We start from the raw sequence: 18,243 nt of genomic DNA, 5'->3' as shown, positions 1-18,243 counted from the left end.
CGGGGGTTTACGCTTCTACTCGTTACGTCCGCGCCGGCATATCTTGCCATATGCCCCGCGTATCGATGACGTCCAGGTGCCGGCGCTCGGCCAAGGGCACCATTTTGAATTCGTCATGGTCGACGAGGAGAACCGCAATTTCGCAACTGCGCAGCGCTTCCTCGATGTTCACGAATGCAACGCGATAATCGGCCAATTGAGGCGGCAGACGGCGCAGATTCGGCTCAACAACCTTGATACGTTCGCCGTATTTCGCCGCGAGATGCGTAGCAATTTCCAGAGCGGGGCTTTCACGCACGTCGTCGACATTGGCCTTGAACGTCAATCCACAGCAGGCAATGTTCGCATAAGGATGATCGTCGATCAGCGCCTCTGTGCGCTCGATGATCTTCTGCGTTTTGGCGTTGTTCACTTCCCGGCTTGTTCGCATTACCCGCGCGAGATCCGGCACAGAATCGATGATGAACCAGGGGTCGACCGCAATACAGTGCCCCCCGACTCCCGGTCCCGGCCGCAAAATGTTCACGCGAGGATGGCGGTTGGCGATATCGATCACTTCCCAGACGTTGATGTCGAACCTGTCGCAAATCATCGAGAGTTCGTTGGCGAATGCGATGTTGGTATCGCGGAAGGCGTTCTCCGTCAGCTTGACCAACTCGGCCGCACGCGCCGTAGTACCGACGCAGGCGCCGCGAACGAACATCTTGTAGAAGCGCTGAGCACGTCGCGTGCAGGTCGGCGTAATTCCGCCGATGCACCTGTCGTTGTTGATAAGCTCGGTCAGGATCCGTCCCGGCAACACGCGTTCGGGACAGTAAGCGACGTAAATCGCTCCATCCTCCTTGCCGTTGACGCCTATGTGAAGCTCCGGCCTGCGTTCGACGATCCGCTTTGCGATGGCTTCAGTTGTCCCAATCGGCGACGTCGATTCAAGGATGACAAGGTTTCCTGGCGCCAGAAGATCCACGATGTTGTCGACTGCGGCATTCACGCTTGCCAAATCCGGGCGGTTCTCGTGATCGATCGGGGTCGGTACTGCGATGATGAATACGTCCGCCGGCTGCGGTTTCCTGGCCGTCGTGAGCGCACCGCTCGATACGACCTTGGAAACGAGACCATCGAGATCGGGCTCAGCGATATGAATTTTGCCGGATGCAACCGTGTCGACAACGCGTTCGCTGGTATCGATGCCAACCACCTGCAGTCCACGGCTCGCAATCAGAGCCGCTGTCGGCAGCCCGATATAGCCAAGTCCGATGACATTGATTTTCTGGAATTCAGGCATCGAGAAGAACCTTCACGATCCGCTCGCTCGCGTGTCCGTCACCGAACGGATTGTGCGAACGCGCCATGGCAGCGTAAGTCTCGTCATCGTCGAGGAGACGGAATGTTTCCGAAACGATCCTGTCGTAGTCGGCACCGACGAGTCGCGCCGTTCCCGCTTCTACGCCCTCGGGACGCTCGGTCGTCTCGCGCATCACCAGGACCGGCTTCCCGAAAGTGGGCGCCTCCTCCTGGACGCCCCCTGAATCTGTCAGGACCAAATATGACAACGAGAGCAGGCTCACGAAATCCGTGTATTCCTGCGGAGAAATGAGGGCGACCCGCGGATGGTCCGCCAACCGGGACGCAAACAAGTCGCGGACATTCGGATTCGGGTGCACGGGAAGCACCACAGCAACGTCCTCCCTGCGCAGGATGGTCTCGAGCGCGTTCACGATATTTGCAACGCCGCCGCCGAAATTTTCCCTACGATGGCAGGTCACCAGGATGATCCGACGGTTGCCGTGACGTTTCTTGATACCGTCCCACCGACTCGAGAGTCCTGGATCGGATTCGACCATGGCTTTCGCGAGGATGAGAGCGTCCACCACCGTGTTTCCGGTCACGTGGATGCGGTCGCCCGCGACATTTTCGGAGCGCAACGCGCGCGCCGCGCGCTCCGTGGGAGCAAAATGTTGATCGGCGATCGAGCCGACGATCTTGCGGTTCACCTCCTCTGGCCAGGGAGCGAAGATGTCGCCGCTGCGCAGACCCGCCTCGATGTGCGAGACCGGTATACGGTGATAGTAGGATGCCAGTGCCCCCGACATGGCTGTCGCCGTGTCGCCTTGGACAATAATCCTGGTGGGCTTCACCTTTTCGAGGAGTTCGCCAATTTGACCGAGCAGCCGGGCGGTCAGATGATCGAGAGACTGATTGGCCGTCATGACGTTCAGATCAAAATCCGGAACCACCTTGGCAAGCTTCAGGACTTGATCAAGCAGGTGCCGATGCTGTGCCGTCGCACAGATCGTCACGGCGATGTCCTTACCCGCCTCGGCCTTGAGCCGATTGATCACCGGAAAGAGCTTGATTGCTTCCGGCCGGGTTCCCAGAAGGATGAAAAAATGCTTGCGCACGCTTCACCCCCCGATCCGGCTCGGACCAGGAGGGACGGCGCTGGCTGCACCGAGCGGGTTCCGAAACGCCTGCCTCATGAGGGCTTGCGCCAGGATGCCTGCAAACCGGGTGTTCGTCGTGGCGTATCGCCACCACATCCGGCCAGGCTCCTGATAAATGCGGTAGAGCCATTCGAGGCCGAGTTTCTGAATCTGCGGCGGCGCGCGCCGAACGGTGCCTGCCAGAATATCGAATGAACCACCTACCCCCATGATAAAGGGAACGCCAAGTTCATCGCGATGGGCGGCGAGGAAGCGCTCCTTCCGGGGTGTCGGCATGCCGATGAAGAGGCAATCGGCCGCGCTGGATTGGATGTCCCTCACCACGTCATTTTCCTGCTCGCGTTTGAAGTAGCCGTCGTGCGAGCCGGCAAACACGAGTGAAGGATGCTTCTTGCGCGCGGCTTGCATCGCCTCGTGCAGCACGGCGGGAGTGGCTCCCAGGAAATACGGCTTGAAGCCTTCCTGCGCACATACCGCGAGCAACTCGGCGAGGAGATCCACCCCCGCGACCCGCGGCGTCGGCGGAAGCCCCAGCACTCGAGCGCCCCAAACAATCCCCATGCCATCGAGGCCGACGACATCGCTGTTGGCGACATCAGCCGCGAGCACCGGATCAGATCTCATATTCACCAATTTCGCGACGTTCAGCGCCACGTGTTGCAGACGTCGCCGACTGCGCATGGCCCCGCGCGCAAGATCGACGGTTTCCGCCATTGTCAGCAGGTCGACAGGGCATCCCAGAAATGAGGCGCGCATCGGAACCTACCTCCCATAAATTCCACTCGTTTAATGTTTGCTTTTAAGATTATTATAGAGATAATACCGATGCAACATTTAATTGCAATGTTTAAATCTGACAATATTCGCCGCATGCGGTGAATACAGGATCTCCGCGTAAGGTCGCGGGTCACAGACGAAGCCGGAATTAAATAGAGGAATTAACTGATGATTTCAGTCGTAATTCCCCACCTCAACCAGCCCGATGCGCTGGAAGCCTGCTTGCGCAGCCTGGATGCACAGACCCTCGCTCGGGACGCGTTCGAGATCATCGTGGTGGACAACGGCTCGGCAACGCCCCCAATGGATGTCGTTGCCGGTCATCCCGGTGTACGGCTGGAGCATGAACCGCGTCCCGGGCCCGGCCCGGCGCGAAACGCAGGCGTCGCCGCTGCCAACGGCGAGATCCTCGCCTTCATCGACGCCGATTGCAGGGCCCATCAAGATTGGCTGAGCAGCGTAATGAAATGGTCTTCCCTGTCTCCAGCTGGCACTGTTCTCGGGGGCGACGTCCGCATCTGGCGGCCGGACGATGCGGAGCTTGACGCCATTGCGGCTTACGAAAGCGTGTTCGCTTACCGCTTTAAGCTCTATATCGAGCGCCACGGATATTCTGGCACTGGCAACATGGCGGTGTTTCGCCGCGACTTCGACCGCGTCGGCCCTTTTGCGGGCATTGATGTCGCCGAAGACATGGAATGGGGGGAGCGCGCGTTGCGCGTCGGCCTTCGATTTCGCTACACCCCTGAAATGATCGTCTTCCACCCGGCCCGGGGCTCTCTCCAGGAGCTCTACACCAAATGGGACCGACACATCGCGCACTACCGCAACATGGCGGAAGGCAAACCCATCTGGCGCTTGCGCTGGCTCGCGCAAGCGTTGCTCGTCTTCGCATCACTCGCGCCGAACGCTGTGACCGTGCTGACCAGCGATCGCCTGCACGGTACCGGCGTTCGCCTCAAGGCCATCGCCGTGTTGTGTGCCGTCCGAGCGCACCGCGCCCTCACGATGCTCTCGCACCTGCGAGGCCGAAGGGCGGTCGCCTGGAATCGCTAGCGCAACGCCGATTCCGTCAGGCGCCGAAGGCACCATTGTGGGTCAGCTCCGGCAGGTCGGCACGCCGGCCGAACGACCACAGAATCCAGCCCAGTTCGTAGCTTCGGCACTCGAACCGAACCTCCACGTCAGTGCCGTCGACCAGCCGCTCCTCGCTTCCGAGCCAGGCGTTCCTGAGTGCGCGCGCGACCCGCGGCACCTTGGTCGTCAGTTCACCTTTGCGAACCTGCGAACGGAGGGTCAGGCTCAGTTCGGGCACGAGCATGGCCCGGCCCAGCTGGTTATGGCCAAGCACCCAATTGAATCCCTTGACCAGGGCATCCCGCGCCCCCCGCTGCCCAAAGCGCTCGGCCCATTCCAGCAGTGCCGGAGCCATCCCATACTGATGGACCGAATAGACCTCATAGAAATCAAGAACGCGACCGCTCTGCGCGTCGAAAAACCAGGGCCACTCACCCTGTGGGCCTTGAAGCGCAACCAGATTCCGCACACAGGTGTCGGCCATGACAAGCGCGGACGGATCGCCGGCGAATTCGCCAAATTGATAGCAGGCGATTGAGAGATAGGTCTGCGTCGCAAATGTCGAGAAGCGCCGCCGAAAGCCGAACGGCGCATCGAAGAACAATCCCGATCCACTGTGAAAGCGGTCCTTCAAGAAACGATAGAGCGGCCGCGCATAGCGTGCCCACTCATTCTCGCCCGCCCTCGCCTGGGCCACGGCTCCCGTGAGCAGCATGCCCAGATCTTGCGCCCGGAAGCTCCTCCACCGGGCCTCATCGGCAAGGATGGCTCTCAGCTCGGTTTTGACCGGTTCCGGCATTTCGAGGCCGAGCTCGGCGGCGCTCCATAGCGCCATACCGAACGCGTACTTGCGCACCGGAAGCTTCGTGAGCAGCAACGCGTTGCGATTGAATATTTCGGACAAATCAATCCCATCCGGAATGGCGGCAACGCGCGACATCCCGAGTAGAACGTTGAGGGTATAAAATACGTCGCTGCGTGGGATCGACTCGTTCGGCGAGGTACGTCCATCGAGATGGTAGATATGCGACCACCTGCGGTGTTCGGGTAACCAACAACGTTCCAGCCCGTTGAGTGCATAGTCAACCAGCGGGGAATTGTGCGCGAGCTTACTCGCCGCGGCGGGCACCACGAGCTTCACCCCAAAATTCGGACGAATGATCATGTTAACCGCCCTCCCAAGTCGGGTTAATATTCCCGGATGCTTTCATCCAATCCGCGCAGCAATGGATAGAGGAAATAGGAGATCACGGTGCGCTTCCCGACCTTCAATTCGGCCGTCACCGCCATCCCCGGAATCAGTTGAATGCGCTCCGCGGGCAGCCGAAGGTGCGTGTCCGACAAATCGACCAGTACGCGGTAATAGGGAGCTGGCGCGCGGGGCGCACCTTCGGCCTTCGCATCCGGCGAGAACGTATCCTGACTGATGACGCGGACTTCTCCCGTTGCAGTTCCATACTTCTGGAAGGGAAACGCTTCGAACTTGATCCGAACCGACTGTCCGAGCGCCACTTGACCGATATCCCGCCCCTCGATGTTGACCTCCGCCTGAAGCGGCACGTCACGCGGAACCAGGACAAACAGCGCTTCAGCTTCGCGAACCACCGAGCCGACTGTCCGGTTCGCGATATCCAGGACCACGGCATCTGCCGGCGCCTGCAGGACGATCAACTGTCGACGAAGCTCCGCCTTCTTCAATTCCTCTGCTGCGCTATTGCGCTTCGGCAGCGTCTCCACCAGTTCCAGATAGGTGGTGCGACGAAACTCCTCGGCGAACACTTTCTGATCAGCGCGGGCCTTTTCGAGCCGATGGGTACTATCGGCGATACTGCCGCGAACACGCGCCAGATTGCTTTCGACCTCGAGCCGAGCATCGCGAGACAGTAGAAAGTTCAGCCTCGAACCGACCTCCTTATCCATCAGCGTGGTCCGCATCGCTTCAATCGAACGCATCGTGTCGAGCCGCTGAAGGAGAACCGCCTCTTCGTTCTGTGCCGTCTTGAGATTGGCTTGCGCGGATGCGATCTGTGCGTCGTAGTTCTGAATCTGCGCCTCGTAGGCGGCTCTCCTCTGCGAAGACAACTTGCCTTGCAGGACTTGATCCGCATTCGTCAGCTCTTTGACGGCATACTCGATTCCGTTCAATTCGGCGCTCAGACGATCGATTGACGCATCGAATGCAGCCACTCTGCCGCGCAGTTGGTCGAAATCCGCCTGCGAAAACGTCGGATCGAGGGTGGCCAGAACTTCGCCGCGGTTGACGCGATCACCGGCCTTGACGTGGATCTCGCGTATGACCGACGTTTCCAATGGCTGCACGACCAGGTTGGGACGTGTCGTGGTCAGTTTTCCCTGCGCCGTGACGATCATCTCCACCTGCGAAACGGAAGCCCAGATGACCGCGAAAGCAATCAGTGCAATTACGCCGTAAAGGGTGAAACGCGCGAGCCGCGGTGGCGCTTGCTGCTCGACCTCGGCGGCATCGGACTGGAATTCGGCGATGACTGATGCTCGCCTCGGCCCCGGCCTGAATAGCTTGCGGCGGCGCTCGACCGGTCTGGCCGGAACAAGATCGTTCGGCTTCACACCCGCGCGTGATGGCCCTGTCTTCCTCATGCAATCTGCTTCATCTGTTGATTCCACAAATGCCGGTAGATGGTGCATTTCGACAGGAGGTGGTCGTGGCGATCCACATCGACGATTCGGCCGCGGTCCATCACCAGGATCTGGCTTGCTTCCGTCAGCATCGACAATCGATGCGAGACGATGATGACGGTACGCCCTGCCGCCAAACGGCGGAGATTGCGCCTGATGATCATTTCGCTTTCGGAATCGAGGGCACTCGTCGCTTCATCGAGAATCAAGATCCGTGGATTGACGATCAGAGCTCTCGCAATCGCGAGCCGCTGCCTCTGCCCGCCGGATAGGTTCGAGGCATCTTCCTCAAGCATGGTGTCAAAGCCACGCGGCAACCGTTCGATGAACTCGTCGGCGCCTGCGAGCTGCGCCGCAGCGACGACCTCGGCAAAGGTGGCATCGCGTTTCACGCAGGCGATATTCTCGCGAACCGTCCCGCGAAACAGGAAATTATCTTGCAGAACGATTCCAAGGTTTCGGCGCAGATGCGCGAGGTCTAACTCCCTCGAGTCATATCCGTCGATGCGCAGCAGGCCCTGCTGCACCGGATACATGCCCGAAATCAACCTTGTCAGAGTCGTCTTGCCGGAGCCACTCCGTCCCACGATCCCGAAGATCGATCCTGGCTCGACGGTGAAGGAGACATCATCAAGCGCCGGCGATCCCTCGGGTCCGTAGCGAAACGAGACACTTTCGAACTCGATTTTTCCGGCAAGGTCAGGCCGTAGCCCATCTTTCCGACCGTCGCGCTCAGGCTTCTGGTTCATCACCTCGCCGAGCATTTTCACCGCAAGAGCTACTTCCTGGTACTCGTGCACCATGGTCACGAGTTGGACCAGGGGTCCGGAGACCCTACCGGCCAACATGTTGAAGGCGACCAACGCGCCGATTGTCATTTGGCCGGCGAAGACATCGAGTGCTCCGATGGAGATGATTCCGAGCGTCATGATCTTCTCGAGAAATCCGGTGAGCGCCTGCGCGCCTGCCGAGATCTTCTCGACACCGAATCGCATCGTCACGGACTGCGCGCAGCGGCTATCCCAAACCCTGCTCTGCGCTGGCTCCATCCCAAGCGATTTCACGGTGCGCATGCCGTGAACCGTTTCGACGAGGAGAGCCTGCCGCGCACCTTCCGCTTGGTATAGATCGTACAGTCGTCGCCGAAATGGACCCATGAGCAGGCCGACGACGGCGCCGCTCGCGGCGGTGAAGGCCAGGACGATCAACGTCAATCTGACGCTATAAAGCGCAAGGACAGGCAGGAAGACGAATAGCGAAAGCGCATCGAGGGTCGTCAGAAACAAGCGCCCGGTCAGAAACTCACGGATCCTCGCCGCCTGCTGCATGTGTTTGACCAGGACCCCCGCCGCCATATGCTCGAAAAACGTGACCGGCAGCCCGAGGAGATGACCGAACGTCTTCGTAGCAACGCGAATGTCGACCCTGTTGGTCGCATATAGCAGCAAGTAGCGCCGCAGAAAGCCGAATATCGCGTCAAAGACGAGCGCTACGGCCGCTCCTGCCGCGAGTACGTAAAGGGTGGTGAAGCTCTCGTGAACCAAAACCTTGTCGATGACGAGCTGGAAGAATATCGGGACGACGAGGCCCAACCCATAGAGCAGGATGGCGGCAATGGCGACGTCCCTGAACAACCGCCATTGAAGAAGCAGTTCCGGCACGAACCACCGAAGGCCGAAACTCCTCCCACCATCCTGCGTCAATTGCGCTCGCTTGATCAGGATCGTTTCACCGGCCCACTGGGCACAGAATCGGTCGCGGTCGACGACCAAGACTTCGTGCTTGCGATCGGCAAGAGGGTCGAAGATGTTGACGACCTCGGTGCCGTCAGCTCGCCGTCCCGCACCAAGGACAACGATCCAGTTGCCATTGGCGAGCCTCACCAGCGCTGGATAGGCCTCTCCGAGACGGATCAGCGCGCCCCAATCCAGCTTCGTGCTCCTCGCGCGCAGCCCTGCATCCTTCGCCATGCGCAACAAGAGATTCAACGAGAGCGGGCCGGCCACCGCATAGGCGTGCTTCAAGCGCTCGACCGGCAGATCTATGCCATGGTGACCGGAAGCCTTGGACAGGCATTCCAATGCAGTCTGCGTTGACAATCCGGGCGCGGGCGCGTCCACAACCTGGTCCTTCGCGCCGCCAGCAGCGTCGATTTCAGCGGAAATTCGAAGAGACATTCAGAGACCGTGTGTTGGGCGCGAGCGCATCACGTACTCCCGACGCACCATTGTGCGATTCAGCTGGCTGATTCCGCCGGACCACGCCCGCATCAACCAGGCCCTGAAGCGCCTTTTGCATCACGTCGACCGAATTGGCGAAGGCTTCGACCGAAAAGATCAGCCGTTGGGAAAACACGCGTTTCGGGGCGTTGTTGGCGTCACGCTCTGTCGGTGAAAGACTGACCAGATCGATGCGGACGATGGTTCCGCTCACGGTAATTTCTTCGATTCCATCGGTATAAAGTTCGGCGTGCATCTTTACGTCTCCTATGCTGCTAGCTGCGGTCTGAAAACAACATCTACGCCATAGCTCGTTGAGTTGTAGGTGTTGGTCGGGAATAGGCTATCTGTCCCGTATGCAAACACACCGTTCCCGCTTATCGATCCCGAGGATGGGGCCGTCAGAGGTCCGTTGGTAATTGCGTTGGCGAGCAGGCCTGGATCGGCTGCGTAGTTCCCGGCAGTGTGATAGGAGGCTATGTATGTGGTTTCCGGCATGATCGTCACGGGCGTCGCGAAATTGACCTGCTGCCAGCCGTCCGCCGTCTCGTTGGTAAAGGCCGCAGTTGCCAGCAACGTCCCTGTGCTGCTCCAAAGATCTGCAACGTGAGCGCCCGTGTTGGTTGGCCCCTTGTAGAAGCGAATGCCGATGATATCGCCCGGTGTCGAGGTCTGGAATTTGAGGCCCAGCTCCACAGACCTAGGATCATTGGCCGCCACAATGCTAGGCTCATGACTTGCGCTAAACAGGCGCACAGTCGTTGAAGACGCAGCATTCACGTCGAGGGCGACGGATGCGCTGGCGGAGCCACCTTGGCCATCGGAGATGCTGTAGTTGAACGATGCCGGCCCCGTGTAACCGGTCGTCGGTGTGAAGATCACACTGTTACTTTGGGCGTTGTAACTGGCGACACCGTTCACACCACCGCTCGCGCCCGTGATCGTAAGCGTATTGCCGTCCGGATCGGTATCGTTGGAAAGCAGTGCCGAGGCCGGGATCCCGAAAGGCACGTTCTGCGTGGCGTCGAAGCCGCTGTCGTTCGCGGCGACGGGTGACCGGTTGGGGCCGCCGCTCGAGCTGTTGAACACGACATCAACCCAGTAATTGCTCGCGTTATAGGTATTGGTCGGGAGCAAATTGCTCGTTCCATAGGTGTAGAGGCCGTTGATGTTCGCGGGAGCCGTGAGCGGCCCATTGGTGCGAGCGGCGGTGAAGTAGCTGGTGGTGGAGGCGTAGTGGCCGTTGCTATGATAGCTTGCGACGTAGGTGGTGCCGGCTGTGATGGACACCGGATTGCTGAACGTGACTGTCTGCCAACCGCTGCTGCTCTCGTTCGTGAAAGTCGCGGTCGCCAGCAGCGCGCCGGTGCTGCTCCACAACGAGCCCGTATGGGTTCCGGGATCATTCGCGCTCTTGTAGTATTTGATTCCGGTAATCGTGCCTGCCACGGACGACGTGAATTGCATTCCGAGGTTGACTTGGGAAGTGTCAGACCCCGATCGGATCGCCGGAGTATCGGTGGTAGAGAATAGGCTCACGGTCGAAGGAACCGCCGAAACTGCGATATTGAATGTCTCGCTGCTCGTGAGGTTACCGAGATCGGCAGCGGACACCGTGACGCTGAACGTGCCAACGTCCGCGGACGTCGGCGTGCCGGTAAAGGTTCGGGTCGATGGAGTGAACGTGAGCCAGGCCGGAAGCCCTGAACTACCAGCGGTTGCGCTGTAGGTGAGCGAGTCGCCGGCATCGACATCGGTAAAGGTGCCGGCGGGTAGCGTTAGCGAAAACGCCGAGCCAACGGTCGCGGCCTGGTTGCCGGTCTGAATTGCCAGGACCGGCACGTCGTTGGAGCCGTGAATGGTGACAGAAAGGGTTGCCGACGACGCCGCGCCCGCGGCGTCGCGCATCGTATAGCTGAAGACGTCGTTCAGCGTATCAGTCGACTGCCGCAAGGCCTGCACGGCTTGATCGTTCTCGTTCACCGTGTAGGTGAAAGCCCCCGAGGCATTGAGCAAGAGCGTGCCGTGCGCGCCCGCGAGAGGCGTCTGGAACGTCCCGCTGGTCGTGCCAAAGCTGAATGCAGTGACGGTCTTGGTGTCGCCAGAATCGGGATCGGTGTCGTTGGCCAGTATGTTGCCGGTGGCGGGTGAACCGCCAGCGCTGTTGTTGGCGCCGCCCTTCTCCGTAGCATTCGCAGAGTCAGCAACAGCGGTGGGGGACGTATTGTTGGCGGCGGAGGATCCGTTGAAGACGACGTCGACCCAATAGTTCGAGGATCTATAGCTGTTCGTCGGGAACGCGCTTCCGGATCCGTAGGCATAAACTCCGTTAGCGCCCGCCGGAGCTGTCAATTGGCCGTTGGCAAGCGACGTCGCGAAATAGTTCTGGGTGCCGGAGTAATTGCCGTTGGTGTGATAGGACGCGACATAGGTGGTGCCTGCCGTGATCGCGACCGGGGTGGAGAAGCTGACCTGTTGCCAGCCGCTGGCTGTCTCGTTCGTGAACGTCGCGGTTGCAAGCAGGGTTCCGGTCGAGCTCCAGAGATCCGCAATATGGGGACCCGTATTCAACGATCCCTTGTAGAAGCGCAGGCCGGTTATTGTCCCGTTCACCGATGCGGTGAACTTGACTCCGACTTCGACGGGGCTGGTATCGCCGGAATTGGGGACGCTTGGCGCATCATTGGTGCCGAACAGGCTCTGCGCCGAGGCCGGATAGTTGACCTTGAGCGACACCTGGCCGGACCCGCTCTGGCCGCTGGTGTCCGTGATCGTGTAGGTGAAGCTCGCCGCGCCGGCATAGCCAGCGGTGGGCGTGAAGGTCACGGTCTGGTTCTGCGAATTGTAGCTTACGCTGCCATTGGAAGCGTTGCTGACGCCGGTAATCGAGAAAGCCAATCCGGACGCGTTGGTGTCGTTCGCGAGCAGCGTTGCAGCTGCAATATTCAGCACCCCATTCTGGCTAACTGTGAAGCCGCTGTCCGCATTGGCTTGGGGCGCACTGGCTGCGGCGGATCCGTTGAAGACGACGTCGACCCAGTAGTTGGAGGATTTAAAGCTATTCGTCGGGAACGCGCTTCCAGATCCATAGGCATAGACCCCGTTGGCGCCAGCCGGTGCCGTCAACTGGCCATTGGCAAGCGACGTCGCGAAATAGTTCTGGGTACCGGAATAATTGCCGTTGGTGTGATAGGACGCGACGTACGTGGTCCCTGCCGTGATCGCGACCGGGGTGGAGAAATTGACCTGCTGCCAGCCGGAGGCGGTCTCGTTCGTGAACGTCGCGGTTGCAAGCAGGGTTCCGGTCGAGCTCCAGAGATCCGCAATATGGGGACCCGTATTCAACGATCCCTTGTAGAAGCGCAGGCCGGTTATTGTCCCGTTCACCGATGCGGTGAACTTAACTCCGACTTCGACGGGGCTGGTATCGCCGGAATTGGGGACGCTTGGCGCATCATTGGTGCCGAACAGGCTCTGCGCCGAGGCCGGATAGTTGACCTTGAGCGACACCTGGCCGGACCCGCTCTGGCCGCTGGTGTCCGTGATCGTGTAGGTGAAGCTCGCCGCGCCGGCATAGCCAGCGGTGGGCGTGAAGGTCACGGTCTGGTTCTGCGAATTGTAGCTTACGCTGCCATTGGAAGCGTTGCTGACGCCGGTGATCGAGAAAGCCAATCCGGATGCGTTGGTGTCGTTCGCGAGCAGAGTTGCAGCTGCAATATTCAGCACCCCATTCTGGCTAACTGTGAAGCCGCTGTCCGCATTGGCTTGGGGCGAGGTTGAGCCTGAATCGTTGAAGACAACGTCCACCCAGTAATTTGCGGCCTTGATATTGGAGGCGTTGCTGGGGAAGACCGGGCTACTGCCATAGGCATAGACGCCGTTGAGGCTGTTTCCGGGGGCGGTGAGCGCGCCTTTGGTAACGCCGTCATAGTCGATGAAGTAGTAGTCCGTCGAGGAATAGTGGCCGGTGTTCGTGTGATAGGAAGCAACATACGTGACACCCGCCTGCACATTGACAGGCGTTGCGAAATCAACCTGCTGCCATCCACTCGCCGTTTCGTTGCTAAACGTGGCGCTCGCAAGCAGCGTCCCGTTGGAGCTCCAGAGGTCACCGATGTGGGTGCCGGTATTATCAGACGCCTTGTAGAAACGAATGCCGGTGATCTTGCCCGACACTGCGGGGATGAATTTGACGCCGACCTCAACTGCGCCGGAATCACTGCTCGAGATCACCGCAGGCGTGTCGGTCGGACTGAAGAGCGTCAGGTTGGAAGACGGCGTAACCGTGTAGGTCGTGCCCGCACCAGGTGTTTCCAGATTCAGGCTGTCGTCGACCGCCCTGGTCTTGAGACGATATGTCCCCTGCGCGCCTGTAACGAACGTATATGACCACGTGACATTCGCCGCGCCGACATTGCTATTCGCTGGATGCCAGCTCGTTCCGCCATCCGTGGAAATTTCGACGCCGGCAATCTTTCCACCCGCATCAGTGGCCGCCCCCGTCACCGTAACCGATTGCCCCTCGACAACGCTGGCGGCGGAGAGATTGGCGATACTAGAAGTCGGCGCCGTAATGTCGGTCGACCGAATCGCGGCCGTCAGGTTTGCCTGCAGCGTCCCCGGCTGAACGCCCATGTCGGCGAAAAGGTTAACCATCGCCTGCTGGACATTAGGATCTACCGGGGTCGCTGGTCCGTCGTGGTCGCTAGCAAGCCCCCACGGCCAGTTGATTGAACCGGCCGAGAATATCAGTGCGCCGCTGACGGGATCCCGATGCAAGACCAGATTGTGGGTCGCCGTGCCTGCTCCGAACGTGTTGCCATAGTCAAGCAGATACTTTCCGTCCACATTGATCGTCGAAGATGAGACGCTGATCAATCCAGCCGGGCGAAATCCGTTGTCAGGCGCAATATCCCACTCAACGCCTAACAGGCCCGGCACGAGCGAGGCTGTCTGCCCGGGTGAGGTTTGCGCGACGGTCGTATTGCGCCAGAAGCGCAATTGAGTCATGGGGTACGGTATCGTGATCGTATCGTAGCGAAACGCGTTGACCGCGAACAATGTACCGGTCAGCTGATTCGATGGAAGAGGCGCCCCGAACCGCGGGTCGGAGAAGTTTCCGGTTGCCTGTCCTGACGGATCAATCAGCGCATTTGCGTGCGTGTCCTTGTAGCTAATCAGCGTACGATTGGCTGTCCCGCTGCCGTCGATGCTAGGCGCTAACCTCGTTTTCCAAAAGATCTCGTTGGCTGTGAGAAACGCAAGGTTCACGCCGGCGTGCGCTGCGGCCTCGACGTTGGCGCGCTGAGCTTCGGTCCAATACTCGTCATGCCCCGCGTCCATAAAGACTTTATGATTGAGCAATAACGAGCCGTTCGTCGCAGCATCTATTCCAGAAATGTAAGAGACATCGTACCCGTTCTGCTCGAGCCAATAGATAGCGGCAATCTCGGCCGTGAACGGGGAGTCTCCTCCTTCAGAGAAGGTACCGGTGCCGTCACGCGTTACAAGGGGCCGATTGTAGCTGACGGCGTAGGCCGATCCATTGATTCCCGGGCCGTTCCCGAAATACAGGTTGGCCCCGCCCCAACCATTATAGGCTTGCCAGTCTTGATCACTTGTCTGCAGGACGATATCGCTGTGCGAAGCGTCATCCCTTATGATGAATGGAATCTGGAAAATTTCGGTGCCGTTGATAACGTTGGCGATGTAGACGCCCGAGGTCGCGTCGGTCGGCACGTTCCAGGAATCGGTTACGCTCCAGTTGCCTGCATCTACCAGACCGGTCGAAACATCTCTTATTGGAGCAGGTTGAACGATCGCGGCTGCAGACTGATGTTGCAGGCTCGTGATCAGTCTGGCACCGTTGCCACCGTAGTAGCCCAGCCGGTAAACATCGACGCGGTAATTCGGGTTGCCGGTCAGGTTGTTGATCTTGAATTGGACCGTTCCCCCGACGTTGGTGCTGATTGCTGTCGCAAACCCCTGGGTCAGAGTCGAGTTGTCGCCCGGCTGGATCGCCCAAACGCTTCTCGGCGTGCCTGGCTTCTGATTTTCGAGTACAATGGGGTTCGCGGGCGGATCGGAGACGATGGTGCCTCCCTGCCCGTCGCTCTTGAACTTCCAGTTCAGGTCCATCCCCGAGAACAGCAAGGTGACATTGGCCGCACCGTTGCTGAAATCGACCGTACTGATATTTGAGGTGGTATCGTAGTGGACGCTCGCCGACATCGACGATGTGAAGGTTAGATCCTTCAGGTCGATCAAATTCCCGGGAGAAAGCGATCCTCCCGGCCACGGACCTGTGATCAACCCATCGAAGTTGGCCGAGTCCTCGAGGACAAGCGTGCCAGCTTCCGTGTCAAACGATACGGTTATGCCGGAGAACGATCCATCCAAGAGCTGGCCCGAAACGGAACCTCCGATCTCCATGATCGTTTGGTCGCCGATCTCGAACGACCCAGTGCCGCTGACGTCACCCTTAAAGGCGCCGGTCGCAATGCGATTGCCAAGGAACGCCGCAACTTCGACAGTCCCGTTGTTCAGCACATCGCCCTCGACGATAAACGGCGAGCCAGCCCCCAGCAAAAGCGTCGTACCTTCACCGAGGACCAGGCTCCCAATGTCAACACTGGCCGAGCTCGTGACGACATACGTTCCTGCTGCATCTAGGAAAGCTGCATCGGTGATCCCCGGAAGCCCGGCGCTCCAGTTGGTTGCGACATTCCAGGCTCCGTCAGTCGGGTGAGCCCAGTGAGTGGCGGCAGCGGTGGCAGCCCATTGTGACGTCGGCGTCGCGCTTGCCACAGATGCAGTCGCTGGCGTCAAGCCTTGACCGCTCGTCAAAGACGTCGAAGACAGCAGCGTAGACAATCGCGAGTGGGAAGGTGCGGCGAAGAGACGGGGCGGAACGCGGAGCAAGTCCGACAAATGACCCGCGCTGGCACGAGACGTCCGTTCGAAGAACCAGGCTTCACCGACGCGGGCGGGCAGAGTGGACGGCTCGCTTATTGGCTGATTGAGAGGCGGCGGAGCCGACGGGCCAAGCGGGTCGTAGCTAGCGAAAGCCTTCCAGAACGTTGATTCCTGCCAAGGGGCTGGAATATCTTCCCCCCAGCTGACGGGTCTAGTTCCACAGCTGTAGACACTCGCCTTTCGAATCAGCATGAGCATACCGATTAAATAATAATCGCCTCTAATATTTTAATTGCGTTTTAAACCACGGTCAATTCAATGCACTTTATATTTAACATTGTTTTTGATATCGGTTGAGTAGCGCTAATGCGAGAGAAACTGCGGCAGACGCATGATTTCGCTCAGATATTTGCCATAGCCGCTCTTCTCGAGCGGTTGCGCCAGCGCCAGAAGTTGATCGCGATCAATGAAGCCGAGTCTGAACGCGACCTCCTCCAGACACGCAATCTTCATTCCCTGCCGCTTTTCCAGGGTCTGGACGAACGTCCCTGCATCGATGAGAGATTCGACCGTGCCGGTATCCAGCCACGCAAATCCCCGCCCCATGCGCTCGACGTGCAGCGCATTGGCCGAAAGATAACGCATCTGAAGATCGGTAATCTCGAGCTCGCCGCGCGACGATGGCTCGACGCGGCGAGCGTAGCGGACCACGCGATTGTCGAAGAAATAAAGTCCTGTGATTGCCCAGTTCGAAGCCGGCCGTTTGGGTTTCTCTTCGATCGACACGGGGCGGTCCGCTTCATCAAACGCGACCACGCCGTATCGTTCTGGGTCTCGCACGTGATAGGCAAAGACAGTTGCGCCTTCCGGGCGACCTGCCGCCCTGGCAAGCAACTCACTCAGGCCATCGCCGAAGAAAATATTATCCCCAAGCACCATCGCCACGCGATCGCCACCGATGAAATCGGCCCCGACAATGAACGCGTCCGCGAGACCGGCGGGTCGGGCTTGCTCCGCGTAGCTGAGCCGGATGCCCCATTGGCTTCCGTCGCCCAGCAATCGCTCGAACTGACACCGATCCGAAGGCGTGGTGATGATCAAGATTTCGCGGATCCCTGCCAACATCAGCGTCGACAGCGGATAATAGATCATCGGCTTGTCATAGATCGGGAGCAACTGTTTGCTGACCACGCGCGTGATCGGATATAGACGCGTTCCGCTGCCGCCAGCCAGCACGATTCCCTTCAGCATCGGCGTCTCCTTCTCCGACCAACTGGTCCAGACAAGCTTGGAGTGAATGGCGCCAAGGCGCCAAGCGGATCCCGAACACGCGTTCGGCCTTGGATGAGTCCAGACGCGAGTTCAGAGGCCGGCGCGCAGCGGTCGGAAACTCCTCAGTCGTGATCGCCTCGAGCGCCCGAATCCGCGCTCCACGACGGGAACACTCGTGGAAGATTGCCTGCGCAAAATCGTACCAGCTTGCCTCGCCTTGGCCACCGAGATGAAAGATGCCGGCCGTGGCCCTGCGATCGTCCGTTAGTGATCGTTGAGCGATCCGAAGGACGGCTTCTGCGAGGTCGAAAGCGTAAGTCGGGTTACCATGTTGGTCGCTGACAACCCTTACGACCTGCTGCGTCTCGCATAGCCGCAGCATCGTTCGGACGAAGTTGCTGCCATAGGGACTGTAAAGCCAGGAGCATCTGATCACGGTCGCGAGCGGGTGCGCTGCCAATACGGCAGCCTCCCCGGCAAGCTTGGATGCACCGTAGACGTTCAACGGCGCTGGAATGTCGCTTTCTTCGTACGCATCGGGTTTCGCACCGTCGAATACGTAGTCGGTCGAGAGATGGATGAGCGGAATGTTCATTTGCCACGCGACATCCGCCAGCGCGGCCGCGCCATCGCGATTGATGCTGAAGGCCCTCGCCGCTTCAGATTCGGCCTGATCTACCGCCGTATAGGCGGCCGTGTTGACGATCGCAGACGGCCCGATCGACGCAATGAGCTTGTCGATCCCTTCCCGGTTCTCTAGATCGAGTTCTGGGCGCCCGAGAGCGACCGCAGGCAAACCGCGCGTTGTGGCAAGATCACGAAGGCACATCGCCAGCTGCCCATTCCGTCCGGCAAAGAGGATTGGTCGATCTGTCATCTCCACC

11 protein-coding genes are annotated in these 18,243 nt (G+C 59.5%); 1 reads left to right on the top strand and 10 read right to left on the bottom strand.

Annotated features, from left to right (window positions below):
• Positions 1-22 precede the first annotated feature (22 nt).
• From wecC to I6F20_RS02735, 3 genes are read right to left on the bottom strand one after another with little or no spacing between them, the layout of a single operon-like run.
• On the bottom strand, positions 23-1,285 hold the full coding sequence (gene wecC / locus I6F20_RS02745; RefSeq protein WP_036013614.1) for a UDP-N-acetyl-D-mannosamine dehydrogenase: 1,263 nt from the start codon (positions 1,283-1,285) through the stop codon (positions 23-25).
• The gene (wecB, locus tag I6F20_RS02740) at positions 1,278-2,402 is read right to left on the bottom strand and encodes a non-hydrolyzing UDP-N-acetylglucosamine 2-epimerase (RefSeq protein WP_036013612.1); all 1,125 of its coding nucleotides are present in this window, start codon (positions 2,400-2,402) and stop codon (positions 1,278-1,280) included. Before wecB ends, wecC begins: the two co-directional genes overlap by 8 nt.
• A gap of 3 nt (positions 2,403-2,405) precedes the next feature.
• Positions 2,406-3,200, bottom strand: coding sequence for a WecB/TagA/CpsF family glycosyltransferase (locus I6F20_RS02735; RefSeq protein WP_225125013.1), 795 nt, complete (start codon positions 3,198-3,200; stop codon positions 2,406-2,408).
• A 189-nt stretch (positions 3,201-3,389) separates the two neighbouring features.
• Here I6F20_RS02735 and I6F20_RS02730 point away from each other — a divergent pair, with 189 nt between their 5' ends.
• Positions 3,390-4,277 (top strand): glycosyltransferase family 2 protein, encoded by an 888-nt coding sequence (locus tag I6F20_RS02730; RefSeq protein ID WP_036013610.1) that lies wholly within the window; start codon positions 3,390-3,392, stop codon positions 4,275-4,277.
• A gap of 16 nt (positions 4,278-4,293) precedes the next feature.
• Here the strand turns inward: I6F20_RS02730 and I6F20_RS02725 are convergent, their stop codons facing one another.
• The 7 genes from I6F20_RS02725 to rfbD all read right to left on the bottom strand — a co-directional run bounded on the left by I6F20_RS02725 (position 4,294) and on the right by rfbD (position 18,236).
• The gene (locus I6F20_RS02725) at positions 4,294-5,463 is read right to left on the bottom strand and encodes a hypothetical protein (RefSeq protein WP_225125011.1); all 1,170 of its coding nucleotides are present in this window, start codon (positions 5,461-5,463) and stop codon (positions 4,294-4,296) included.
• 23 nt (positions 5,464-5,486) lie between these two features.
• The gene (locus I6F20_RS02720; protein ID WP_225125008.1) at positions 5,487-6,914 is read right to left on the bottom strand and encodes an HlyD family type I secretion periplasmic adaptor subunit; all 1,428 of its coding nucleotides are present in this window, start codon (positions 6,912-6,914) and stop codon (positions 5,487-5,489) included.
• Positions 6,911-9,130 carry a peptidase domain-containing ABC transporter gene (locus tag I6F20_RS02715; RefSeq protein WP_225125006.1) on the bottom strand — a complete coding sequence of 740 codons (2,220 nt, stop codon included), beginning with the start codon at positions 9,128-9,130 and terminating at the stop codon, positions 6,911-6,913. Before I6F20_RS02715 ends, I6F20_RS02720 begins: the two co-directional genes overlap by 4 nt.
• Complete coding sequence (locus I6F20_RS02710) at positions 9,108-9,428, bottom strand: hypothetical protein (protein WP_036013607.1); 321 nt, start codon at positions 9,426-9,428, stop codon at positions 9,108-9,110. Before I6F20_RS02710 ends, I6F20_RS02715 begins: the two co-directional genes overlap by 23 nt.
• A gap of 11 nt (positions 9,429-9,439) precedes the next feature.
• Positions 9,440-15,604: a DUF4082 domain-containing protein gene (locus tag I6F20_RS02705; RefSeq protein WP_249787748.1), complete on the bottom strand. Its 6,165-nt coding sequence runs from the start codon at positions 15,602-15,604 to the stop codon at positions 9,440-9,442.
• Between the two features lie 846 nt (positions 15,605-16,450).
• Positions 16,451-17,338 (bottom strand): glucose-1-phosphate thymidylyltransferase RfbA, encoded by an 888-nt coding sequence (rfbA, locus tag I6F20_RS02700; protein ID WP_036013583.1) that lies wholly within the window; start codon positions 17,336-17,338, stop codon positions 16,451-16,453.
• Complete coding sequence (gene rfbD, locus I6F20_RS02695) at positions 17,247-18,236, bottom strand: dTDP-4-dehydrorhamnose reductase (protein ID WP_225125001.1); 990 nt, start codon at positions 18,234-18,236, stop codon at positions 17,247-17,249. The genes rfbA and rfbD overlap by 92 nt, the downstream gene beginning before the upstream one ends.
• Between the last annotated feature and the right edge of the window lie 7 nt (positions 18,237-18,243).

It is taken from the genome of Bradyrhizobium sp. IC3123, from assembly GCF_020193625.1.
Lineage (GTDB): Bacteria > Pseudomonadota > Alphaproteobacteria > Rhizobiales > Xanthobacteraceae > Bradyrhizobium > Bradyrhizobium yuanmingense.
The sequence above is the reverse complement of the archived record's forward strand: the minus strand, read 5'-3'. Positions and strand labels throughout refer to the sequence as shown.

What these genes read in the sequence shown, in the direction of transcription:
- wecC (WP_036013614.1), bottom strand. Translation starts at nt 1,285, where the DNA reads ATGCCTGAATTCCAGAAAATCAATGTCATCGGACTTGGCTATATCGGG.
- I6F20_RS02735 (WP_225125013.1), bottom strand. Translation starts at nt 3,200, where the DNA reads ATGCGCGCCTCATTTCTGGGATGCCCTGTCGACCTGCTGACAATGGCG.
- I6F20_RS02730 (WP_036013610.1), top strand. Translation starts at nt 3,390, where the DNA reads ATGATTTCAGTCGTAATTCCCCACCTCAACCAGCCCGATGCGCTGGAA.
- I6F20_RS02725 (WP_225125011.1), bottom strand. Translation starts at nt 5,463, where the DNA reads ATGATCATTCGTCCGAATTTTGGGGTGAAGCTCGTGGTGCCCGCCGCG.
- I6F20_RS02720 (WP_225125008.1), bottom strand. Translation starts at nt 6,914, where the DNA reads ATGAGGAAGACAGGGCCATCACGCGCGGGTGTGAAGCCGAACGATCTT.
- I6F20_RS02715 (WP_225125006.1), bottom strand. Translation starts at nt 9,130, where the DNA reads ATGTCTCTTCGAATTTCCGCTGAAATCGACGCTGCTGGCGGCGCGAAG.
- I6F20_RS02710 (WP_036013607.1), bottom strand. Translation starts at nt 9,428, where the DNA reads ATGCACGCCGAACTTTATACCGATGGAATCGAAGAAATTACCGTGAGC.
- I6F20_RS02705 (WP_249787748.1), bottom strand. Translation starts at nt 15,604, where the DNA reads ATGGAGATCGGAGGTTCCGTTTCGGGCCAGCTCTTGGATGGATCGTTC.
- rfbA (WP_036013583.1), bottom strand. Translation starts at nt 17,338, where the DNA reads ATGCTGAAGGGAATCGTGCTGGCTGGCGGCAGCGGAACGCGTCTATAT.
- rfbD (WP_225125001.1), bottom strand. Translation starts at nt 18,236, where the DNA reads ATGACAGATCGACCAATCCTCTTTGCCGGACGGAATGGGCAGCTGGCG.